General features: G+C 62.7%; 17 protein-coding genes. 4 read left to right on the top strand and 13 right to left on the bottom strand.

Annotation, left to right across the window (positions count from 1 at the left end; genetic code table 11):
- Nucleotides 1–46: 46 nt before the first annotated feature.
- Nucleotides 47–685 carry a pyridoxamine 5'-phosphate oxidase family protein gene (locus AB4Z19_RS17175; RefSeq protein ID WP_442025743.1) on the top strand — a complete coding sequence of 213 codons (639 nt, stop codon included), beginning with the start codon at nucleotides 47–49 and terminating at the stop codon, nucleotides 683–685.
- Here AB4Z19_RS17175 and AB4Z19_RS17170 read toward each other — a convergent pair.
- The 10 genes from AB4Z19_RS17170 to AB4Z19_RS17125 all read right to left on the bottom strand — a co-directional run bounded on the left by AB4Z19_RS17170 (nucleotide 682) and on the right by AB4Z19_RS17125 (nucleotide 13,981).
- Nucleotides 682–2,331 (bottom strand): hypothetical protein, encoded by a 1,650-nt coding sequence (locus AB4Z19_RS17170; RefSeq protein WP_442025742.1) that lies wholly within the window; start codon nucleotides 2,329–2,331, stop codon nucleotides 682–684. The genes AB4Z19_RS17175 and AB4Z19_RS17170 overlap by 4 nt on opposite strands.
- The gene (locus tag AB4Z19_RS17165; protein WP_442025741.1) at nucleotides 2,328–4,367 is read right to left on the bottom strand and encodes a DUF4175 family protein; all 2,040 of its coding nucleotides are present in this window, start codon (nucleotides 4,365–4,367) and stop codon (nucleotides 2,328–2,330) included. The genes AB4Z19_RS17170 and AB4Z19_RS17165 overlap by 4 nt, the downstream gene beginning before the upstream one ends.
- A complete protein-coding gene (locus AB4Z19_RS17160) occupies nucleotides 4,351–5,400 on the bottom strand; it encodes a hypothetical protein (protein ID WP_442025740.1) in 1,050 nt (349 codons plus the stop codon). The genes AB4Z19_RS17165 and AB4Z19_RS17160 overlap by 17 nt, the downstream gene beginning before the upstream one ends.
- Nucleotides 5,400–6,290, bottom strand: a complete 891-nt coding sequence (locus AB4Z19_RS17155; RefSeq protein ID WP_442025739.1) for a DUF58 domain-containing protein — start codon at nucleotides 6,288–6,290, stop codon at nucleotides 5,400–5,402. The genes AB4Z19_RS17160 and AB4Z19_RS17155 overlap by 1 nt, the downstream gene beginning before the upstream one ends.
- A 5-nt stretch (nucleotides 6,291–6,295) precedes the next feature.
- Complete coding sequence (locus AB4Z19_RS17150; RefSeq protein ID WP_442035679.1) at nucleotides 6,296–7,297, bottom strand: AAA family ATPase; 1,002 nt, start codon at nucleotides 7,295–7,297, stop codon at nucleotides 6,296–6,298.
- Complete coding sequence (locus tag AB4Z19_RS17145) at nucleotides 7,294–7,914, bottom strand: DUF4159 domain-containing protein (protein ID WP_442035678.1); 621 nt, start codon at nucleotides 7,912–7,914, stop codon at nucleotides 7,294–7,296. Before AB4Z19_RS17145 ends, AB4Z19_RS17150 begins: the two co-directional genes overlap by 4 nt.
- A gap of 11 nt (nucleotides 7,915–7,925) precedes the next feature.
- Nucleotides 7,926–9,260 (bottom strand): TldD/PmbA family protein, encoded by a 1,335-nt coding sequence (locus AB4Z19_RS17140; RefSeq protein ID WP_442029009.1) that lies wholly within the window; start codon nucleotides 9,258–9,260, stop codon nucleotides 7,926–7,928.
- 8 nt (nucleotides 9,261–9,268) lie between these two features.
- On the bottom strand, nucleotides 9,269–10,906 hold the full coding sequence (locus AB4Z19_RS17135) for a TldD/PmbA family protein (protein WP_442035677.1): 1,638 nt from the start codon (nucleotides 10,904–10,906) through the stop codon (nucleotides 9,269–9,271).
- Between the two features lie 84 nt (nucleotides 10,907–10,990).
- On the bottom strand, nucleotides 10,991–12,328 hold the full coding sequence (locus AB4Z19_RS17130; protein ID WP_442035676.1) for a TldD/PmbA family protein: 1,338 nt from the start codon (nucleotides 12,326–12,328) through the stop codon (nucleotides 10,991–10,993).
- A gap of 18 nt (nucleotides 12,329–12,346) precedes the next feature.
- On the bottom strand, nucleotides 12,347–13,981 hold the full coding sequence (locus tag AB4Z19_RS17125) for a TldD/PmbA family protein (protein WP_442026146.1): 1,635 nt from the start codon (nucleotides 13,979–13,981) through the stop codon (nucleotides 12,347–12,349).
- Nucleotides 13,982–14,245: 264 nt separating this feature from the next.
- On the opposite strand from AB4Z19_RS17125, the gene AB4Z19_RS17120 reads away from it, so the two are divergent.
- The 3 genes from AB4Z19_RS17120 to AB4Z19_RS17110 are packed head-to-tail and all read left to right on the top strand — an operon-like array spanning nucleotide 14,246 to nucleotide 16,814.
- The gene (locus AB4Z19_RS17120) at nucleotides 14,246–15,064 is read left to right on the top strand and encodes a class I SAM-dependent methyltransferase (protein ID WP_442026147.1); all 819 of its coding nucleotides are present in this window, start codon (nucleotides 14,246–14,248) and stop codon (nucleotides 15,062–15,064) included.
- A 57-nt stretch (nucleotides 15,065–15,121) separates the two neighbouring features.
- Nucleotides 15,122–15,982, top strand: a complete 861-nt coding sequence (locus tag AB4Z19_RS17115; RefSeq protein ID WP_442035675.1) for a hypothetical protein — start codon at nucleotides 15,122–15,124, stop codon at nucleotides 15,980–15,982.
- Complete coding sequence (locus tag AB4Z19_RS17110) at nucleotides 15,960–16,814, top strand: substrate-binding periplasmic protein (RefSeq protein ID WP_442026149.1); 855 nt, start codon at nucleotides 15,960–15,962, stop codon at nucleotides 16,812–16,814. The genes AB4Z19_RS17115 and AB4Z19_RS17110 overlap by 23 nt, the downstream gene beginning before the upstream one ends.
- A gap of 218 nt (nucleotides 16,815–17,032) precedes the next feature.
- On the opposite strand, the gene AB4Z19_RS17105 is transcribed toward AB4Z19_RS17110, so the two are convergent.
- The 3 genes from AB4Z19_RS17105 to AB4Z19_RS17095 form a co-directional block, all read right to left on the bottom strand.
- The gene (locus tag AB4Z19_RS17105) at nucleotides 17,033–17,161 is read right to left on the bottom strand and encodes a hypothetical protein (protein WP_442026150.1); all 129 of its coding nucleotides are present in this window, start codon (nucleotides 17,159–17,161) and stop codon (nucleotides 17,033–17,035) included.
- Nucleotides 17,162–17,230: 69 nt separating this feature from the next.
- Nucleotides 17,231–18,847: a serine hydrolase gene (locus AB4Z19_RS17100; protein WP_442026151.1), complete on the bottom strand. Its 1,617-nt coding sequence runs from the start codon at nucleotides 18,845–18,847 to the stop codon at nucleotides 17,231–17,233.
- Between the two features lie 17 nt (nucleotides 18,848–18,864).
- Complete coding sequence (locus AB4Z19_RS17095) at nucleotides 18,865–20,709, bottom strand: M1 family metallopeptidase (RefSeq protein ID WP_442035674.1); 1,845 nt, start codon at nucleotides 20,707–20,709, stop codon at nucleotides 18,865–18,867.
- Nucleotides 20,710–20,735 lie beyond the last annotated feature (26 nt).

Genomic DNA, 20,735 nt, shown 5'->3' with positions numbered 1-20,735 from the left:
CACTGGACCTGTTGCAGGAGCCAGCAATCCCATTATAGTGCGGCCCATGCACAACTCAAACGCCCCCAGCGCACGCACCAGGCTGCAGCGCATTCCCCGCAACGCTTCCTACGATCGGGCGCTGCTCCATTCGATCGTGGACGAGGCGTATATCTGTCACATCGCCTTTGCCGACGCCCACGGAACGCATTGCATACCCACGGCCTGCTGGCGCGAAGGGGACTATCTCTACATCCACGGCTCAAACGGTTCGCGCATGCTCAAGCGCCTGATGGAGCAGGATGCCTGCGTAACGATCACGCATCTGGATGGGCTGGTGATGGCGCGGTCGGCGTTCAATCATTCGATGAACTACCGTTCGGCCATGGTCTATGGGCGCTTCGAGGAAGTCGCCGACAAGCATACAGCGATGGCGGCGTTCATGGAGCATCTTGCACCAAGCCGCCAGGCGTCGATTCGCGCCGGGAATGAGAAGGAATATGCAGCCACCACGGTGATGCGCATCGCCTTGAGCGAGGCGGCCTGCAAGGTGCGCAGCGGCGGGCCGAATGATGACGAGGAAGACATGTCCATCGCCGTATGGGCTGGCGTGCTGCCGCTTGCTGTCACGCGCGGCGCACCGGTCCGCGACCAAGCCTGTCCGGTTGACGCGCCCGGCTACGTTCAGGATTGGGCCGCTCGCTAACGCCGCTCGCGCCACCAGAGGCCAAGCATCGCCGCCATAAACGCGACGCCGAATGGCCACGCAGGCAGGTGTTCCCAAGGCAGCGCAGCCGCAAGGAGCGCCGGCTCGGCGCGCCTTGCAACGGCGGCGGGAGCGCTGCGCGCCATATAGCGCTCTGTCGCATCGTGCCGCAGCGCCTTCTGCCACGCCGGCCAATCCGCCGCGCCGAACACATACACCTGGCTCGCCGCGTCGCCACTGCGCAGCTGCTGCCATCCCGTCTTTGCGGGCCAGAACGCTGCGCATGCGGCATCAGCCTTGTCCGCCCGGGACTGCAGCGCTGCTGGCGCACCATCGGCCAGTTGCAGCGGCGCGCCGGGCGCCAGGCCCTGTGCGCATATCTCCGTGCGCACACCCGGCAACGGCATCGGATCGTCCAGGCGCCACGCCATCTTCTGCGTGCTGCCCGCCGTCGCGTAATCGAGCACTTGCTGCCACCACTGTCCCAAGGCAGCAGGCGCCGTAATCGCGTACTTGTGCCAGTCGGCGAGGCCCAGCCAGATAATGCGGCCCTTGTGCCATTCACGCTGCCACAGCCAAGGCTTGCCATCCTTGTCCGAGGCGAGCGCCTGCCAGCTGCCCTGCGCAGGCAGCAGCGCGGCCGGTGGCAAGGCCAGCGTGGCGCCGGCCAGTGCGAAGTGACGCACATCTTCCTTTTCAGTGGTCGGCGACACCGCCTGCAAACGCAGACCCAATTCGCGCTGCCACAGCGCGCTGTCGGCCGCGTCGCCGCCAAACACCAGCAGCGGCGTGCCTTGCGCAACCTGTGCCAGCAGAGCGGCGCGGGCTGCATTGGATTCGACAAAGGCCGCGTCAGCCAGAATCGCGTTCGGCTCCTTGATTGTCTCCCGCGCCGCTTCAGTACGCGCAACCGCCTTGCCCAAGGTGGTCTGCCAGTCAACGACGGCATTGCTGTCGGATAGCAGTTGATTCAGCACCCGCGCGTCAAATGAGGGTGCGCCGAAGCGAGCCTGCAGCTGCAAAGGAATCGCTGCCTCCACACGCAGTGGAACCGGGCCTTGCGCAATCACGCCGCCCTTGCTGTCCAGCAGGCGCGCCTGCAGCACCATGGTCTCTGCAATCGGCGGCTGCCACTGCACGGTGACTGCCGATGCAGCCTGCGCCGCACCGGCATCGGCCAACACCTGCCCATTTTCGGCCAGTAACTGCAAACGCCAGCCACTGGATGGCTGCGTGCGGCGCACGGTCAACGCAAATGTGCGTCCCAGCGCAACCGTGCGCGGGAAATCGAGCCGCAGCAGGTCGGCAGCGGGTTCCCGCCACTGCACCGGCACCGGCGGCAAGTCACGCCACTGCGCTTCCATCAAGCCATGGCCCTCAATGACCAGTGCCTCAGCACGCGGAGCGGCCAGCAGCGCCGCTTCCAGTGCAGGCGATGTAGCGCGAACCGCAGCCGGTTCCGTCGCCAGCGTGACCGCGGCAGCGCTGATCGCGGATGGTCCGTGCGCCGTCAGCAATCCCGCCAGCGAAGTGGCGGCAACCAGCGACAGCGCGGCACTGGTCCACTGCCGCTTGCGCACATACAGCGCAGCACTGGCCACACCCGTGAACGCCACGGCAGCAACGACGATCAGTTCAGGCGTCATGGCCCCTCCTTGCGCAAGGCGCGGCCAAACGCGCTGTCCGATCGGGGGCGCGCCTGCAACACAACGGAAGGCTGGGTGACGGTCGCACGCAGCCAGGCACGCAGCGCGCCGCGGCAGGATGCGCAGCCATCGTCCACATCCTGCACTGCACGCTGCGCGGCCAGGCGCTGATCCTCGTCCGGCAGATGCGATAAGGCTTCGCGCGCCGTCTTGCTCCACAGTGCGGGCAAAGCGCCCTCGCCTGCCAGCGCCTGCACCAGCTCACGCACTTCCGGTGGCACGATCTGGCTGGCCTCCGCCTGCGCGCGGCGATAACTCTGCGCGCCGGCCATATCGCCGGACATGCGCTTTTCTTCCTTGATCGCAGGCGGTACGAAGGCCGTACGGTGCAGGTAGATGCGCTCGGCCTGCTGTAGTTCCTTGATCGCATCCAGCGCCTTGTACTCCGGCGGCAGCGCAGGTTTCGGCGTGATCGCGCGCAGGGCCTTCTCAGCGTCCCACATCGCGGACAGGGCGCGGCGCAGAACGGCCTTGGTTTGCGGATCGAATATCGTGGCGTTGTCTTCCATATCGTGTGCGTGGCCGAACTGCGCGATGATCGCCGCTTCGCCGCCGCCGATCGCTTTGCTTTCGTGACCACCAGCATGTTCTTCGTGATCATGGTCTTCGTCGCCGAACAGGGACGACTCTTCGCCCAGGAACTGGCCGTAACGCAGACGCAGCTTGGCCTGGTCGGATGCGATCTGTTCACTGCGCTGGCGCAGCGCGGCAGCGGACAGCTTCGGTGCATCAGCCACCAGCTGTTCGGTGTCGAGGATGATCTGGCGCTGGCTGCGCAGGTTTTCGGGCTTCACCATCGACGGCAATGCGGTCGATTCCAGCGATTCGCCTTCCGGACCAGGCAAGCGCAAGGTATAGGTCGGTGATTGCGTGGTGTGCGGCGCATCGGGTGCGTTGTCGGTGGCGCGCACGAAGAAATACAGTTCATCACCAGGCTCCATACCCAGATCGCTCAGCTGCCATTCCTTGTTCCAGTTGCGCGTGCGCGGGTCGCTGGACGCTGGGAGCGGCACTTCCTTGTCGCTGAAGCGGATATTTTCTCCGCTGCCGCGCGCAAGCGTCAGGTGCATAGTCGCGTTCACAATGGCGTAGTCGTCGGATGCCTGCACGGCGATCTTCACGCTGTGCGCATCGCGTTTCAGCACGTGCACTGGCTCGGAGGGCGCCGAGATGGCGATGGTCGGCGCCTGATCTGGCGTAACGCGAATGTTGAAGCGGCGGTTACGGTCGGATTGCGCGCGCCAGAATAGCGATTCTGTTGCGCGCCATGTGACGCAGTGGTCTTTCTTCACTTCGAGATTCTGCCCGTCGCTCAGTTCGACCGTGTCGTCGGCGTTGGTTGCGCACCAGCGCACGGCTGCCGCCTGTGGGAGTTGCAGGTCGCGCGGGGCGCCCTCGCTGGCGGGCATGCGGGTGTAGGCTGGCGGTTCGGCGCGCAGCGTGAGCGTTGCGTGCGCGATGGCGCTTGCTTTCTGCTGCTCTGCTACGCGCTGAGCGTATTGCGGCGAATGCGCGTAGCCGATGGCCCACGCCGCGCCGGACGCAACCAGCGCCAGTGCGAAGGGGATGGCGTTGTGGCGCACCTTGCTGCGGACGATGCTGTGCAGCGTGGCGTCATCGGCAGCGTCCCGCAGGCGGGCGAGCACGCGGTTGCGCTGCAGGGCAGCCAGCGGCGTGTGGTGGCTCTGCGCGTCGTCACTCAGGAGAGCGCTGCTGTCTTCCAGTGCGGGAATGGCGTCGTTCAGCCAAGTGGCGGTCTTGCGCTCGATGCGCTGCTGCCATTGGCGATAATCGACGGCGATCCAGATCGCCAGCAGTACGGCCAGCAGGAAGGCGGCGGCAAGGTGCGAGGCCGGCGCCAGCGCCAACATGGCGACCGGCAGCAGCGGCAGCAGCCAGCTCCAACTGCGGCGACGCAGGAAGGCGCGCAGCAGACGGGCTTTCACCGGGGCGAGATGGTCAGCGGCGGCGGACATGCGTCAGAATCCGTTCGATTGCGAAAAGGGCGAGCAATGCCCAGGCGAGCCACTGCGCGGGCGAGACGCCGGGCAATGGCAGGGGTGCGCTGCGCGTGGGCCTGGAGGCGTATTGCGGCATTGGATAAGCTGGCGTCGGCCGGGCGAGCTGCTGCCAGGTTTCATAGAGTGCGGCAGCGCTGGACTCGTTCGCCGGCAGCCAGTCCGGCGCGGTCCAGATGCGGCCTTGCGGGGCGTCGGCAATGTGCATCCTCAGGCCGTTGATTGTCAGCGCATTGGCTGCGGCGGCGCCCGAACGCCACCAGAGAGGGGCGTGCCAGTTCGCCGGTGGCGCTTCGGGACGGTCCCACACAATCAGTTCCGTGTCGCTGGTCGGCGCCTGCTGCAGCTGGTAGCGGCCGGCGGCGCTTGTGCCAAAGGCTGCGAATACAGCCTGCCATTGCGGGCGCCGCGCATCCGTCGTCGCCACCACGATGGCGTGCGCCGGCAGCGCGGCGGCGGAAGCAGCAGTCGACGCGGGGTGCGCGGCGGAGGATGCCGGTGCGGGAGCGGTGCGGATGTCGAGGGGGTGGGACAGCCGTGGCGGCTCGGCGGGCATCGGGAGTTGGCTCGCGAGGATCAGCAGGCGCGCGCCGGGACGCCATTCGTGTTCATGGTGGGCGAGCCAGGACAGTGCATCGGCAGGCAAAGGCAGGCGCGCGGCTTGCGTCATGCCGGCTGCGGCGACCTGCTGGACGACCCAGGCCGGTTCACTGGATTCGAGCGGCGCTTCGATGAGAACGGTGTCTCCGCGCCAGGGAATAGTGGTGACGGCCAGCCAGGCGATCAGCGTGATGAGCAGCAGCAGACGCAGGACGAGCAGCAGAAGCTCGATCCAGCGCGGCACGCGCTGCTGCTGGGGCGCAGCGGCAGGCAGGAAGCGGGCGGTGGCCAGCAACTCCGTCTTGACGCGCTCGCGCTTCTGCATGTGCCACCAGATCGGCAGCAGCAGTACCGGCAGCGCGAACCACCACAAAGGCTGAAGACTGGCCATCAACGCTTCCTCGCCGAAGGTGGACGCAGCCAGTCGCGCAGCACGGCGCCGACCGGCTGTTCGATCGTGGCAACGCACAGCGGCACGTCATGCTGGCGGCAATTCGCCCACACCGCATCGAAATGTGCGCCAACTGCGGCGCGGTAGGCATCGCGCTCCTCCGCTGTGAAGCGATGCAGCACGCCAGGCTGCTCAGGGTCGCGGTAAGCGTGGCCGCTGGCGAACTGCGCGTCAGCCTCCGCCTGCGTGCGCAGCGCCAGCAGGCGGACATCGTGGCGCAGGTGGCGCAGGCGCAGCAGCGCTTCGCTTAACGGCGATGGCCAATCCAATGCATCGGTCGTCGCCAGCACCATGCTGGGCGAACGGGCGAAATGCAGATTGGCGCGCAGGACGTCGGCATCGGGAAGCAGGCCCGATGGTGTGGCACGCTGCAGCGCTGCCAGCACGCGCTGCAGCTGACGTGGGCCGCGCGAGGCAGGTGTGAAGTCGATACGGCCGTCGGTGCAGATCACCAGGCCAAAGGCGTCGCCCTGGCGCTGGGCGATGGCAGCCGCGCAGGCCAGCGCCGTGCGCGCGAACCAGAATTTGTCGAGCCCCTGCACACTGCGGCTTGGCTCGGCCATGGATGCTGTAGCGTCCAGCCAGAGCCAGACGGCGACGTGGCTGTCGCGTTCCGCCTCGCGAACGTAATAGCGGTCCGCGCGCGCCAGCAGCTTCCAGTCCACGCGGCGCCACTCGTCACCCGGCGCATAAGCGCGGTATTCGGAGAACTCGACGCCAGCGCCGCGCTCACGGCCCGCGTGAATGCCATGGCCGAGACCCGCCAGCACATGGCGGATCACCAGCTCAAGGTCGGCGGCTTGCGCGACGAGCGCAGGAGTTTCCAGCAAAACGATTACTCCGGACGAATGGCGTCGCGCAGCGAGGCGAGAATGTCGGCAATCGCGATGCCGTCAGCTTCGGCTTCGAAGTTGCGCAGGACGCGATGGGCCAGCACCGGCAGCAGCATGTGAGCGATGTCCTCGCGCGTGACAGCCAGGCGGCCCTGCATCAGCGCGCGCGCCTTGGATGCCAGCACCAGCGCCTGGCCTGCGCGTGGACCTGCGCCCCAGCCGACATGCTTGCGCACTGCGTCCACCGTGCTCTCGCGCGGACGCGTCGCGCGCACCAGGCGAGTCGCCCAGCGCAGCAGATGCTCGCCAATTTCGATATCGCGCACCAAAGCCTGAAGGCGCAGCAGCGTCGCCACGTCCATCGCCGGTACGGCATCAGCCAGGCCAGCGTGGGTGGTGGCGGATACCATCGCGATCTCTTCGTCTTCGGTTGGATAGCCGACATCGATGTGCAGCAGGAAGCGGTCCAACTGCGCTTCCGGCAGCGGATAGGTGCCCGCCTGCTCGATCGGATTCTGCGTGGCCAGTACGAAGAACGGCTTCGGCAGTTTGTGCGTCTGGCCGGCGAAGGTCACCGCGCGCTCCTGCATTGCTTCCAGCAGCGCAGACTGCGTCTTGGGCGGCGCGCGGTTGATCTCGTCCGCCAGCAGGACTTGCGTGAACACCGGGCCTTGCTGGAAGCGGAACTCGCGCTTGCCGGTAGCGTGTTCCTCTTCCAAAATCTCGGTGCCGACGATATCGGACGGCATCAGGTCCGGCGTGAACTGCACGCGGCGGAACTGCATATCGGTCGCCTGCGCCAGAGACTTCACCAGCAGTGTCTTACCCAGGCCCGGCACGCCTTCCACCAGCGCGTGTCCACCGGCCAGCAGGCAGATGATGAGGGAATCGACCACAGCCTCCTGGCCGATAATGACTCGGCCCATGCTGGCCTTGAGGTCCTTTACCTTGGCGTGCAATACGCCGATCTCGTTTTCGCTCCAGCCACTTTCAGCCACGGTCATGCTCCCAACGCGTATTGAATGATGTTGACTGCGAAGCGCGTATTGTCGATGGCGAGCCAGCGCTTGTTGCGGAAATCGTAGTCCCACTCACAGCCATAATCCTTGTTACTGTATAAAACCCTGATCCGGCCATTGATCTCGATGGCCTTCAGGTAGTCGTGCACCAGATCGTCGCCCCAGCCATTCAGTTCAACGGAGGTATTCGGCGGGCCGTCAAACTTGAAGAAGGCCGAGTACAGCGGATGCGTATTCGGAATCTTCTTCAGGGCTTTCGGGCCGAAGATACGGGCCAGTTCCGCCTCAAACGATTTCGCGAACAGGCCGTCCACATCGTGATTGCAGTCGTCGACGAAGACGAAGCCGCCGCCCTTCACGTAGCGCTCGAAGTTGCGGCGTTCGGCCGGCGTGAACTGCACCAGCTTGTGGCCAGCCATATAGCAGAACGGCGCTTCCAGCATCCTGGGGTCGGACAGCGGCACGATACGCTCAACGGGATCAACTTTCAGGGTCGTGTATTCGACCAGGGAGTTGAGCACATTGCTCGGCATGCGGATGTCCACATCCCAGTCGCCCGATTCATACATCAGGCGCGTGAAATAGAAATCGTAGCTCGGCATTGCAGCGCCGTTTAAACCGCGTCCGACAAGGAGGTGAAGTTGAAGTCACGCACCTTCATCGCCGGCAGCATCAGCTTGCGCGAATCGGTGTCGCCCATCAGCACCGGCTTGCCCAGTTCATCGATATTGTTCAGCATCGATACCGGGCTGTCGTTGAAGCGGAAGTTCTTGATCGGATGCTTGATCTTGCCGTTCTCGATGTAGAACGTGCCGTCACGGGTCAGGCCGGTCAGCGCCACCGCCTGCGGATCAACCATGCGGATGTACCAGGTGCGCGTGACCAGGATGCCCTTCTTGGTGCTGGCAATCAGCTCCTCGGTGGACTTGTCGCCGCCCGCCATGATGATATTGCCGGCACTGGCCACGGCCTGCTTGTTCTGCTTCTGCGCCCAGTAGCGATCGTAGTCGAGCGATGCGACCACGCCATTCTTGATCAGATCACGGCGGGTACGGGCCATCATGGAGTTCTGGTCCCATGGCAGCACCGGCGCGCGAGGGTCCCACGGGTCGGTCCAGATATTCACTTGTTCATCGAACAGCTTGTCTCCCAGGCGGTTGGCGCCGCCCTTCTTGGACAGGAAGCTGCGGCCTTCGTCGGCATTACGCGCGCTGAAAGCATTGAACATGAAGTTCAGCAAATCGTTGGTGGCGGCAGGCTCCATCACGACCGTGTAGCGGCCTGGTTCCAGTGCCTTGGCGTCCACCGAACGCAGTGCTTTTTCAATCGCGATTTCGGATGCTTCGCGTGCGTCGAATTGCTTTGGATCGTAGGCAGCGCGGCTGACCCAGCCCGAACCGCGGCCGTCTTCGGTACGCGTAGTGACGGTAAAGTTCAGGCCAGCGGTCTGCTGGAAACCGAACACGCCGTTCGAGTTGGCGATGCAATCGAAGCCGATGCTATCGTTGAAGAAGCCAGCTGCTACCAGGCCTTTCTTGCGTGCTGCATCGATACTGGCGAATGCCACGTCGGCGCGATACTCGGGATTGAAGGCTTCGGCGGCCGGCGTGTAGGTGGCGGTCGGCTTGAATTCCTGCTTGCCGATGGCCGGCACGAATTCCGGATTTTCCGGCGCCAGACGCGCGACTTCTTCGGCGCGGCGCACGGCCGCTTCCAGCGATTTCTCGTCGAACTGGTTGACAGTGGCGGCGCCCTGGCGCTTGCCGAAGGCGACGCTCACCTGCAGCGTGGTGTCTTCGTTCAGGCCCGCGGTGGAGACGCTGTTGCGTGCATAGCGCACATTGCCCTTGCGGCTGCCGGTCAGCACCACACGGCATTCGTCCGCCTTGGACAGGGACATCACTTTGTCGGTGATGCGTTTTGCTTCTTCCTGATTCAGCAATTTCATGGTGTTCCTCAGCCGATCTTGCGGGCAGTGTTAATCACGTTCACGGCATTGAAGCGCGTGGTGGAGGAGCCGTGCGATACGGCGCTGACCTGCGAAGGCTGGCCCTTGCCGTCAAAGAAGGAGCCGCCCATGCGCCAGTCGCGCTCATCGCACATCGCTGCGCAGGAGTTCCAGAATTCCTGGGTGTTGGACTGGTAGGCCACGTCATTCAGCATCTGGCCAACTTTGCCGTCCTTGATTTCGTAGAACAGCTGGCCGCCGAACTGGAAGTTGTAGCGCTGCTGGTCGATCGAATAGGAACCGCGGCCCATGATGTAGATGCCCTTCTTCACATCTTTCACCAGTTCGTCCGGCGTCATTGGTTTCTTGCCTGCTTCCAGCGAGACGTTCGGCATACGCTGGAACTGCACGCTGCTCCACGAATCCGCGTAAGAGCAGCCATGCGATTCTTTTTCGCCGATGATGTGCGCCTGATCGCGGGTGGCCTGGTAGTTGACCAGAATGCCGTTGCGGATCAGGTCCCACTTCTTGGCCGGCACCCCTTCATCGTCGTAGGCCACTGCACCCAGCGAACCCGGCGTGGTTTTCTCGGCGACGATGTTGACGAGGTCCGACCCGTATTTGAATTTCTTCGACTGCCACTTGTCCAGCGTAGCGAAGCTGGTGCCGGCGTAGTTCGCCTCGTAGCCCAGCACGCGGTCCAGTTCCGTGGCGTGGCCGACGGATTCGTGGATGGTCAGGAACAGGTGTTCGGGCGATAGCACCAGATCGTACTTGCCCGGTTCGACCGATTTGGCGGTCAGCTTTTCCTTGGCCTGGCGCCCTGCGGCCTTGGCGTCTTCAATCAGATCGTAGCCGCCTTTGTACAGGGTAGTGACGCCGCCCGCGGCACGTACTTTGTGCTCCTGTTTGGCATCGAAGAATTCATAGCCCATACCGGCCGGCGAAGACAGGCCATCACGGGTGCGGAATTTGCCGGTGGACTTGTCCACGGCGGTCGCGGTCAGTGGGGACCACAGACGGTGAATGTCCTGGTCGATGTAGGAGCCGTCGGTGGACGCGAAATACTTCTGCTGGTTGACCTGGAACAGCATGGACTGCATGAAGGAGGCGCCGGCATCCATACCAGCCTTGTTGGCGGCGATCAGCATCTCGGCCTTGTCCTTCACCGGCACCGTGCGCCAGTCCTTCTTGTATGGCGTGCTCCATGCCACTTCGCCGACGCCTTTTACCGGCGCCAGTTGCACCGGTTCCGTTTGCAGCTTGGCGTTGGCCTTGGCGATGGCGACGGCCTGGCGCGCTGCGTCGGCAACGGCATCCATGGTCATCACATTGGTGGCGGCGAAGCCGTAGGCGCCGTTGGCGATCACGCGCACACCGACGCCGGAGCTTTCGGTATTGACGATGTTCTCGACGTTCAGGTCACGGGTAGTGATGAACTGATTCAGGTAACGGCCAATGCGCACGTCGCAGTATGTCGCGCCGGCTTTGGTGGCGGAGTTCATTGCGGCGTCGGCCAGCTGCTTCTTGAATTGACGCGCCATCGGGTTGAGCAGCTCTTCGGCTGCGATGGCATTGCCGAAGACGGGCACGATGAGAGCGCTACCTGCGGCGGCGCTGAGTTTCAGGAATGTTCTGCGTTCCACGCTTGCTCCAAATACTAAACCAGACCTAAAAACAGGTGGCAGGCACACCGTGCCTGCCACCAGGTCCTGGCCGTGGGGTTCTAATTAAACTGCGTCGGACAGAGAGGTGAAGTTAAAGTCGCGCACCTTCATGGCCGGAATCAGCAGCGAGAACTGGCTTTCGTCGCCCTGCAGCACTTCCGGACGGCCCACTTCTTCGATGTTGTTCAGCATCGTAACCGGGCTTTCGTTGAAGCGGAAGTTCTTGATCGGGTGTTTGATCTTGCCGTTCTCGATATAGAAAGTACCGTCGCGGGTCAGGCCGGTCAGCAGCACGGTCTGCGGATCGACCATGCGGATGTACCAGGTACGGGTGACCAGCACGCCCTTCTTGGTGCTGGCGATCAGCTCCGCGGTGGACTTGCTGCCGCCTGCCATCACGATATTGCCCGGTGCGCCAACCGCGCGTGCGCCCTGCTTCTTCGCCCAGTATGGCGAGTAGTTCAGGTTGGCGATCTTGCCGTTCTTGATGATGTCCATGCGCTCGCGGGCCAGCATGGTGTTGTTATCCCAAGGGACGACAGCGGTGTCCTTATCCCACGGATCGGCCCACACATTGACCTGCTCGTCGAACAGCTTTTCGCCCAGGCGATTGCCGCCGCCCTTCTTGGACAGGAAGCTGCGGCCTTCGTCCGCGCTGCGCGCATCGAAGCCGTTGAACATATAAGCCAGCAGGTCGGAAGTGGCGGCCGGTTCCAGGATCACGGTGTAGCGGCCTGGTTCCAGCGCCTTGGCGTCCACCGAGCGCATGGCTTTTTCCATTGCCACTTCAGCCGCAGCGCGCGGGTCGAAGTTATGCACGTCGGTTGCATCGCGGCGCACCCAGCCCGAACCGCGGCCGTCTTCGGTACGCACGGTGCAGGTGAAGTCGATGCCGGACGTGGCCTGGTGACCGAATACGCCACGCGAGTTGGCGATAGTTTCAAACGCCGACTGGTCGGTGAAGAAGCCCGCAGCTACCAGCTTGTTCTTGCGGCAGGCTTCGATGCTGTACGCCGCAACCTGCGCGCGATACTCGGGATCGATGGCGTCGGTGTTCTTGCTGAAGGTGTCGGAAGCCTTGAACACCTGTTTGTCCGGAGTCGGCATGAACTCCGGATTTTCCGGCGCCAGGCGGGCCAGGTCTTCAGCGCGGCGCACCACTTTTTCCAGCGACTTGTCGTCGAATTCGTTGATGACGGCCGTGCCCTGCTTCTTGCCGAAGGCGACCTGCACCTGCAGCTGGGTGTTTTCCACCAGGCCGGCAGTCGATACGGCGTTGCGCGCGTAGCGGATATTGCCGGTGCGGGAACCGTTGATGGTCACCGTGCATTCGTCCGCCTTGGAGAAGGACATCACCTTGTCCGCAATGCGCTTGGTCTCTTCCTGATTCAGAATCTTCATCGTTTATGTCCTTTGCGCTCAGCCGATCTTGCGGGCAGTGTTGATCACGTTGATGCCGTTGAAGCGCGTGGTGGACGCGCCGTGCGAAACGATACTGATCTGCGAAGGCTGGCCCTTGCCGTCAAAGAAGGAGCCGCCCATGCGCCAATCGCGCTCGTCGCACATGGCCGAGCAGGCATTCCAGAATTCCTGGGTATTGGACTGATACGCCACGTCTTCCAGCATCTGGCCGATCTTGCCGTCCTTGATTTCGTAGAACAGTTGGCCGCCGAACTGGAAGTTGTAGCGCTGCTGGTCGATGGAGAAGGAACCGTCGCCGACGATGTAAATGCCCTTCTTCACGTCTTTCACCAGCTCGTCCGGCGTGAGCTTCTTCTTGCCCGGCTGCAGCGACACGTTCGGCATGCGCTGGAACTGCACGCTGCTCCACGAATCCGCATACGAGCAGCCATGCGATTCCTTCTCGCCGATGATGTGAGCCTGGTCGCGGGTCGCCTGGTAGTTGACCAGGATGCCGTCCTTGATGATGTCCCAGCGCTTGCACTTGACGCCTTCGTCGTCGTAGCCGACGGCGCCCAGCGAACCCGGCGTGGTCTTGTCGGCCACGATGTTGACCAGGTCGGAGCCGTACTTGAATTTCTTGGTCTGCCACTTGTCCAGCGTCGCGAAGCTGGTACCGGCGTAGTTGGCCTCGTAGCCCAGCACGCGGTCCAGTTCCGTCGGGTGGCCGACGGATTCGTGGATGGTCAGCCACAGGTGTTCCGGCGACAGCACCATATCGTACTTGCCCGGTTCGACCGACTTGGCGGTCAGCTTTTCCTTGGCTTGCTTGCCTGCTGCACGGGCGTCTTCGATCAGGTCATAGGAACCGCGGTACAGCGTGGTCACGCCGCCGGCGGCCTTGAACTTGTCTTCCTTGCGCGCGTCCAGGTACTCGTAGCCCATGCCGACCGGCGTGGACAGGCCGGAGCGGCTGCGGAATTTGCCGGTGGTCTTGTCCACGGCGGTAGCGAAGAACGGCATCCACAGACGGTGCAGGTCCTGGTCGATGTAGGAACCGTCGGTCGATGCGAAGTACTTCTGCTGGTTCACCTGGAACAGCAGCGACTGGATGAAGGACGCGCCGCCTTCCATCGCGGCCTTGTTGCCGGCGATGAGCAGGTCCGCCTTTTCCTTGATCGGCACGGTGCGCCAGTCCTTCTTGAACGGCGTTGCCCAGGACACTTCGCCCACGCCCGGCGTTGGCGCCAGCTGCACGGCTTCGGTCTGCAGCTTGGAGTTGGCCTTGGCGATGGCGACGGCCTGACGCGCGGCGCCTGCCACGCCGTCCGGAGTCATGTCGCTGGTGGCGGCGAAGCCATAAGCGCCGTTGGCGATGACGCGCACACCCACACCTGCCGATTCCGTGTTGGTCACGTTCTCGATGTTCAGGTCACGGGTGGTGATGAATTGATTCAGGTAGCGGCCGATGCGCACGTCGCAATAGGTGGCGCCGGCTTGCGTGGCCGCGCCCATGGCGGTATCGGCCAGCATCTTCTTGAACTTCACTTCCACGGGCTTAATCAGCTCGTCGGCCGCGATGGCGCGTCCGTAAGGCATCAGCATGGCGGCAATCGCGCCACCGCTCATGTTGAGGAATGCACGTCGTTCCATAGTCTCTCCAGGGTTTTTGTTAGGTTCCTGACAGGCTTGCAGGAGTCACATCCTACGCAATTTTTGTGCCATTGTGTGGGTCTGTCTTACGGTTGCAACCACGGGGCCTCGCCTCGCTTATGCTGTCCGGCCAGTGTCCGCTGAGTGTCCGGCCTTGTCCGCATGCTGTCCGCGCGGACACTGGACAGTCCACCAATCTTGCATCATTATTATTTGAGCGAGGCGACCCACGGCGGCGTCGCCCGCCCTCAAGGAGACAAACGCATGAAACGATTCGTTCTCGCCGGCCTGCTGGCCTGCGGCTTCGTGGCCCATTCCGGTGCAGCCCTGGCCGACGATGCACTAAAAGCGGCCGTCGCCAGCCCGGTGCGCACACCCGCCAATATGCAGCGCGATGTGTACCGCCATCCGTATGAAACCCTGAACTTCTTCGGCATCAAGCCGAATATGACGGTGGTTGAGCTGTCGCCGGGCGGCGGCTGGTACACCGAGATCCTCGGTCCTTATCTGCATGACCAGGGCAAGCTGATTGCCGCCGGTTCGACGCCGGATTCGGCCAACGAGAATGTTCGCCGCGGTGCAGCACGATTCCAGGAGTTCCTGAACAAGCATCCGGACGCGCTGGGCAAGGTGCAAATGAGCGCCTTCGAACCGGGCAAGGGCATCTACAAATTCGGCCCTAAAGACAGCGCGGACATGGTGCTCACCTTCCGCAATATCCACAACTGGATCGAGACTGGCGACGACAATATGCAAAAGCTGTTCGCTTCTGTGTACGACGTGCTGAAACCGGGCGGCGTATTCGGCGTGGAAGAACACCGCCGTCCTTCAGCGATGGCGCAGGATGCAAAGGCCGACAGCGGCTATGTGCATGAAGCCTATGTGATCAAGATGGCCGAACGCGCCGGCTTCAAACTGGCCGGCAAGTCCGAGGTCAATGCCAACCCGAAAGACAACGCGGACCACGAAGGCGGCGTATGGGCACTGCCTCCGACCTACACCAATAAAGACAAGGACCGCGCCAAATATGCGGCCATCGGCGAAAGCGACCGCATGACGCTGAAGTTTGTGAAGCCTCAGTAAGTGCGTCTGGTTGCAAGCCTGCTGTTGTGCACCGCCGCCTGCTCTCATGCGGCGGAAATGACAGCAGGTATTCCCGAGCCGGGGCCGCGGCCGCAGTTTAACGAAAGGCCATGTGCCGCACTGCTTTCGTTCAAACCCGAGCCGCAGTCGTCCGGCGACGCGCCGTATGCCGCAACGGTCGAACATTATTTTGAGCAGACTCCGTCCGGCGCGGTACTGTTCAAGGCCATGCGCTCGGAAGCGCTGTGGTGGATACGCTCGGAGCGCGGCGTCACGCTGACCTCCCTGCTGACTGCCATCCACGAAACAAACCACGTCTACGATCTTGCGCTGAGCCGCTGCAATGGCGGCGACAAGACTTATTACTTTGATGGCGCCGTGTGGCGCACCGAGCTGCGCTTCGGCGATACGCCGCCTTATGCGATGGCGGAAAAATGGGTCCCGGCCAGCATGAAGGCCAGTCCGATCGGGCGCTATCAGCACTACTTCAAGCGTATTGGCCCGCAGCGCGGCAACGATATGCCGACGCTGCTGGACGAGTTGAATGCCCACATTACCGGCGCCGAACTGGAACGAAGCCTTATCGGCAGCGATATCTACCAACAGTTCAGCGGCGGGAACACCGTCGATGCGAATATGACGGGGACCGTCGATTTCATGGTCTTTACGCTGGCTTATCTGCGCACCCTGCGCGAAGACTATCCGGCCAGCTGGGCCAAGGTGAAAGCCAGTCCCCTGCTGCTGCAGCATCTGCAGCGCCTGTGGAGCAAAAGCGAAGCGCTGCTGTCTTCGTGGCCTGTCGAGGGCGCCCAGAAATTTCTCGTGAACGTCGCACCGCTTCACGATGCTTATGCCGCCGGATTGCAGACGGAACTTGACCGGCTTGGAATTATTCATGCTGCTGCGCCTGCGCGATAAGGTTTGCCTGCTGCTGGCGGCGTTCCTCGCGTCAGCCGCGCTGGCACAGCCGCCGGTGCAACTGGTGCTGCCTGCCATGGCGCCAGGGTCGGAGGAGCACACGGCCTACTTCCCGCTGCTGCTGCGGCTCGTGATGGAAAAGACGGAGCCGCATGACGGGCCTTTCATCATCAGCTATTACGCCTACGACCTCACCAGTCCACGCAAGCTGCTGGAGCTGCAACGCAATGGCGTCATCAATGTGATGTGGGATGGAACGAATGCCCAGCGTGAGCACGACCTGCTGCCGGTCCGGATTTCGCTGCTGCGCGAGTTGAACGATTACCGCCCTTTCCTGATCCGGCGCGAGGACGAGGTGCGCTTCCGCAGTGTGCGTACGCTGGCCGATCTGCGCCGCCTGCGCGCCGGCGCGGGCTTCAACTGGCCTTCAGTGGATATACTGCGGCATAACGGATTGACGGTGGAGACGGCCGTCAGCTACACATCGCTGTTTCCGATGCTGAAGGCAAGGCGTTTCGATTATTTCCCGCGCGGGGCCAACGAGGCGTGGGTGGAGGAGAAGGCGCACGAGCAGGAAGGTTTGATGGTGGAGCCTACCCTGTTCCTGCATTACCGCGTACCGTTTTATTTCTTCGTCAGCCGGGACAATCCGGCGCTGGCGGACCGCATCGAACGGGGCCTGAAGATGGCCATGGCGGACGGCAGCTTCGACAAACTGCTGAACAGCTATCCCGCGTATCGCCGCGGACTTGCTGAAATCGCGGCCCACAAGCGGACCGTCATCGAACTGGAAATGCCTACTTTGCCGATTGCAGATGGCTCATCAAAGTAACGAAAGCATAAACACCAATCGCCAATGCACCCAAGGTGGCGCCGATAGAGATAAACAGTTCGGTCATTCAGTGATACTCGTGTTATCGAAAGCAGTATTATGCTGCATTCGCACATGAAAGAGTGTCACAGATTTTCACTACTTGTCCAAATTTTACGAATAAATTTCGCCGCTTTGCCGCAATCGATATCCGCTTTGATAACTGTGCTGTCATTAAGCTAATCGTGCAACTGCCGTGCAAAGCGAACGGCCACCAGGCACGCTGCGAACACGAAGCCATAACTGAAGCGATCGAGGCGGAACAGCGCCTGTTCGCGGCGCGCGCACCAGCGGCCAATGACGGACATGGTGAAGCATGCCGCCCTTCATAAGAATCTGCAGGACGATCTCGAAGATCGTCTGCAGAATGAGAAGAATCAGTTCTTCGATGGTTCGGCTTTCTTGACCGGCGTGAAGGCCAGGTCCTGGAAGTCGTAGCTGAAGTCCGTTTCGGCGGAGATCGGGGCCATTTTCATGCGCTCGATGCTGCCGTCCGGGTTCAGGGCGAAGCTGACGTAGGCGTCGGCGTTGAAGTTGCGCTCTTTCCAGCGCACGATGAAGGTGTCGTGCTGGAAGTGCTCAAGCTGGCCAACCAGGTCCGGCGTGCGCGAGAAGGACATCAGCTGCTTGCCGCCTTCCTGGCGGATCGTCACGCTGCCATACCACGGGTCCCTGTACTCGCCGTTGTAGGCCGACAGCGGCAGCGACGGCGAAGACTTGGCCGCGCGCGTGGCGTTGGCCTTGCCGATCTTGGCCAGTTCCTCCGCATGGCGCTCCGCTTCCTGCCTTGCGATGATGCCGATCCAGTCGGTTGGCGCCGCGCCCATGTAGTTGTCGAGGATGCGCCAGCCCAGCGCCGTCATGGAGCCGCTGTTCTCCGCATTGGTGAAAATGGCCACACCCAGATGCTCCTCCGGTACCAGCATCACACGCGAGTAGAAGCCCTGTAGCGCGCCGCCGTGCATGGCAATCTTGCGGCCGTGGTAATCGCGTACATTGAAGCCGAGTGCATATGCATTGAAGCTAGGTTTGGTGGCCGCCAGCGCCGGCTTGGGATCGGTGATCTTGATCGGCGTCTGCTCACTGAAGATTTCGCGCAGCTGTTTAGCGCTCAGCACCTGCTTGCCGTCCGCCGACTTGCCCTCGTTGAGCAGCATATTCATCCACTTGGCGAAGTCTTCGGCATTGGTGTTGATGCCGATCGCACCGATGGCATTCTCCACCGGCATGTTCTTCACTACGCTGATTTTCTCGTTGATCTTGCTGTGCGGCGAAGAGTGATCGGCGGACTGGTACATCTGCGCCACGCTGGTGGTGGTGGTGGTCATGCCCAGTGGCGACAGGATGCGCTCGCGCACCGCCTCGCCCCAGCTCTTGCCGGTCTTTTGTGCGATGATCTTGCCCGCCACGATATACAGCAGGTTGTCGTAAGCGTAGGCGCTGCGGAAGCTGGTGGCCGGTTTCACATAGCGCAGGCGTTCAATGATTTCATCCGTGCTGAACGTTGTGGTCGGCCACCACATCAGATCACCGGCACCCAGACCCAGGCCGCTGCGGTGGGTCAGCAGATCGCGGATGGTCATCTCGCGCGTCACATACGAATCGTACATCGCGAAGTCCGGCAGATGCTTGATCACCGGATCGTCCCAGGACAGCTTGCCCTCATCCACCAGCATGGCCAGCGAAGCTGCCGTGAATGCCTTGGAGTTGGAAGCGATCTCGAACAGCGTCTTGTCCGTCACCGGCGCCGGATCACCCAGCTTGCGCACGCCGAAGCCCTTGGCCGCGATCACCTTGCCGTCCTTGACGATGGCGATGGCCATGCCAGGCACGTTGAAGGTTTTCAGGGCAGTGTTGACGTCGCGGTCCAGATCAAAGGCAGGCGCCGCGGCGGCAGCTGCAGAAACAATGGCTTCCGGCGCAGCGAAGGCAGGAAAGGACATGGCCGAGCAGGCCAGCATAACCAGCGCGGCAAGGGGCTTCTTCAGGTACATCAAGGTCTCCGGGTATTTCAGTTTTTCTTCATCAGCTTGTCCACCGACGCCTGGGTCTCAGGGTGGTAGCGCGGACGTGCCTTCAGGTAGAGCGATTTGCCCCACGAGGCTTCGGACGGGTTCTTCAGCATCGCGCCATACAGCGGCACCACGAACTTCTGGCGGCCCACATGCATCAGGAATACATTCAGCGGATCACGCACGTTGTAGCCCGCATGCACGGACGCCAGGTAGAAGCGGAACGCGATCTCATTGTTCTGCGATGTGCGCAGGCTATACGCTTCGTCCAGTTCCTTCAGCTGCGCGACATTGGCTTTCTGGTCGATGTCGTTCAGGAAGTGCATCCACTCCAGCGCGATCCAGTCCTTGGCGCCCAGTTCGATGGTCGGCAGCTCCCCCTTCAGCCACGCATCGCGCCTGGCGTCCAGCGCGGCCAGACGCGGCGAGGCAATGTGCTGGGCGCTGGCCGGAATGCCGGCGCCATACAGCCACTCATCCAGCTCGGCATCGCTCATCGCTTCCGGATGCTTCTCCAGCAGGTTCTTGCGCAGGTAAGTCACGAACTGCTCGGTGGTCGCGGACTGGAAGGCGTGCTGGTCGAACCAGCCGCGCAGGAATGGGTCGAACACGTCGCGGCCCACGCGGTCTTCCAGCGTGTGCAGCAGCCAGGCGCCTTTCGGATAAGCCAGGCCTTCGTCGGTGTAGTTGGCGGGGTTGGTGTCCGGATCACGCGTCAACAGCGACTGCTTGGCGGCCGGGATTTCCTTCAGCGAGGCCATGGCTTCTTCCTGCTCCACTTGCAGGTTCATGTCCGCCACTTCCTTGCCGTACAAGGCTTCCACGATGCGCGTGGTGACGTAGGTGGTGAAGCCTTCGTTCAGCCACCAGTGCTTCCACGATGCATTCGTCACCAGGTTGCCGGACCAGGAGTGCGCCAGTTCATGCGCGATCAGGTCGTTCAGGCTGCGGTCGCCGGCAATCATGGTCGGCGTGAGGAAGGTCATGCGCGGGTTTTCCATGCCGCCGATCGGGAAGGATGGCGGCAGCACCAGCATGTCGTAACGTCCCCAGCGATATGGGCCGTACAGGGATTCGGCAGCGGCCACCATTTTCTCGGTGTCCGCCAGCTCGTAGGCGGCAGCTTCAATGCGGCCTGGCTCCGCATACACGGCGGTGCGCGGCCCCAGATTGCGCAGTTCCAGTTCGCCGACGGCAATCGCCAGCAGATAGGATGGAATCGGCTGCGGCATGCGGAAATTCCAGCCGCCTGCGCCAGTCGCCTGCTGGTCGCCTTCAGCGCTCATCACCACGCGCATGCCTTGCGGCGCCTGGATGCGGGCGCTGTAGGTGAAGCGCACGGCCGGCGTATCCTGCACCGGCGCCCAGGAACGCGCATCGATCTGCTCCGACTGGCTGAACATGAAGGGGCGCTTGCCGGACAAGGTCTGCGCAGGCGTCAGCCATTGCAGTGCGCTCGCGGTAGGCGCGGTGTGATAATAGATGCGGACTTTTTCCGGCTGCGTCGCCAGCGCAATGCGCAGGGCCTGGCCCTTCTTCGCATCGGGACGATCCAGCATGTATGAGGCAGCACGCCAATGGCCGCTCGCATCCAGCGTCTGCACGCGCGCGATGCTCAGCTGGCGCGTATCCAGCACCAGGCTTTTGGCATTTTTATCAAGCCAGTTCAGGCTCAGTTCCGCATAACCATCGAGCGTCTTGCGCGCGAAATCGGCTTTCAGGTCGAGGTGCAGGTCGGTGGTGCGGACCTGGTCGTAACGCGCGTAGCTGAGCGGGTCCTGGGCCATTGCAGGCAAGGCCGCCACGCCGAGCAGCGCGGCGGCGATCGGGTTCAGTCTGAGCATGATTCCTCTTTTAGTAATGCGCCTGC

Source organism: Pseudoduganella sp. RAF19 (assembly GCF_052114165.1).
Lineage (GTDB): Bacteria > Pseudomonadota > Gammaproteobacteria > Burkholderiales > Burkholderiaceae_D > Rugamonas.
The sequence above is the reverse complement of the archived record's forward strand: the minus strand, read 5'-3'. Positions and strand labels throughout refer to the sequence as shown.

Excerpts from the sequence above, each read along its gene's own strand:
- AB4Z19_RS17170 (WP_442025742.1), bottom strand. The coding sequence starts at position 2,331 with ATGACGCCTGAACTGATCGTCGTTGCTGCCGTGGCGTTCACGGGTGTG.
- AB4Z19_RS17150 (WP_442035679.1), bottom strand. The coding sequence starts at position 7,297 with ATGACCGTGGCTGAAAGTGGCTGGAGCGAAAACGAGATCGGCGTATTG.
- AB4Z19_RS17175 (WP_442025743.1), top strand. The coding sequence starts at position 47 with ATGCACAACTCAAACGCCCCCAGCGCACGCACCAGGCTGCAGCGCATT.
- AB4Z19_RS17165 (WP_442025741.1), bottom strand. The coding sequence starts at position 4,367 with ATGTCCGCCGCCGCTGACCATCTCGCCCCGGTGAAAGCCCGTCTGCTG.
- AB4Z19_RS17100 (WP_442026151.1), bottom strand. The coding sequence starts at position 18,847 with ATGTACCTGAAGAAGCCCCTTGCCGCGCTGGTTATGCTGGCCTGCTCG.
- AB4Z19_RS17145 (WP_442035678.1), bottom strand. The coding sequence starts at position 7,914 with ATGCCGAGCTACGATTTCTATTTCACGCGCCTGATGTATGAATCGGGC.
- AB4Z19_RS17110 (WP_442026149.1), top strand. The coding sequence starts at position 15,960 with ATGCTGCTGCGCCTGCGCGATAAGGTTTGCCTGCTGCTGGCGGCGTTC.
- AB4Z19_RS17115 (WP_442035675.1), top strand. The coding sequence starts at position 15,122 with ATGACAGCAGGTATTCCCGAGCCGGGGCCGCGGCCGCAGTTTAACGAA.
- AB4Z19_RS17160 (WP_442025740.1), bottom strand. The coding sequence starts at position 5,400 with ATGGCCAGTCTTCAGCCTTTGTGGTGGTTCGCGCTGCCGGTACTGCTG.
- AB4Z19_RS17125 (WP_442026146.1), bottom strand. The coding sequence starts at position 13,981 with ATGGAACGACGTGCATTCCTCAACATGAGCGGTGGCGCGATTGCCGCC.
- AB4Z19_RS17105 (WP_442026150.1), bottom strand. The coding sequence starts at position 17,161 with ATGTCCGTCATTGGCCGCTGGTGCGCGCGCCGCGAACAGGCGCTGTTC.
- AB4Z19_RS17095 (WP_442035674.1), bottom strand. The coding sequence starts at position 20,709 with ATGCTCAGACTGAACCCGATCGCCGCCGCGCTGCTCGGCGTGGCGGCC.
- AB4Z19_RS17120 (WP_442026147.1), top strand. The coding sequence starts at position 14,246 with ATGAAACGATTCGTTCTCGCCGGCCTGCTGGCCTGCGGCTTCGTGGCC.
- AB4Z19_RS17140 (WP_442029009.1), bottom strand. The coding sequence starts at position 9,260 with ATGAAATTGCTGAATCAGGAAGAAGCAAAACGCATCACCGACAAAGTG.
- AB4Z19_RS17130 (WP_442035676.1), bottom strand. The coding sequence starts at position 12,328 with ATGAAGATTCTGAATCAGGAAGAGACCAAGCGCATTGCGGACAAGGTG.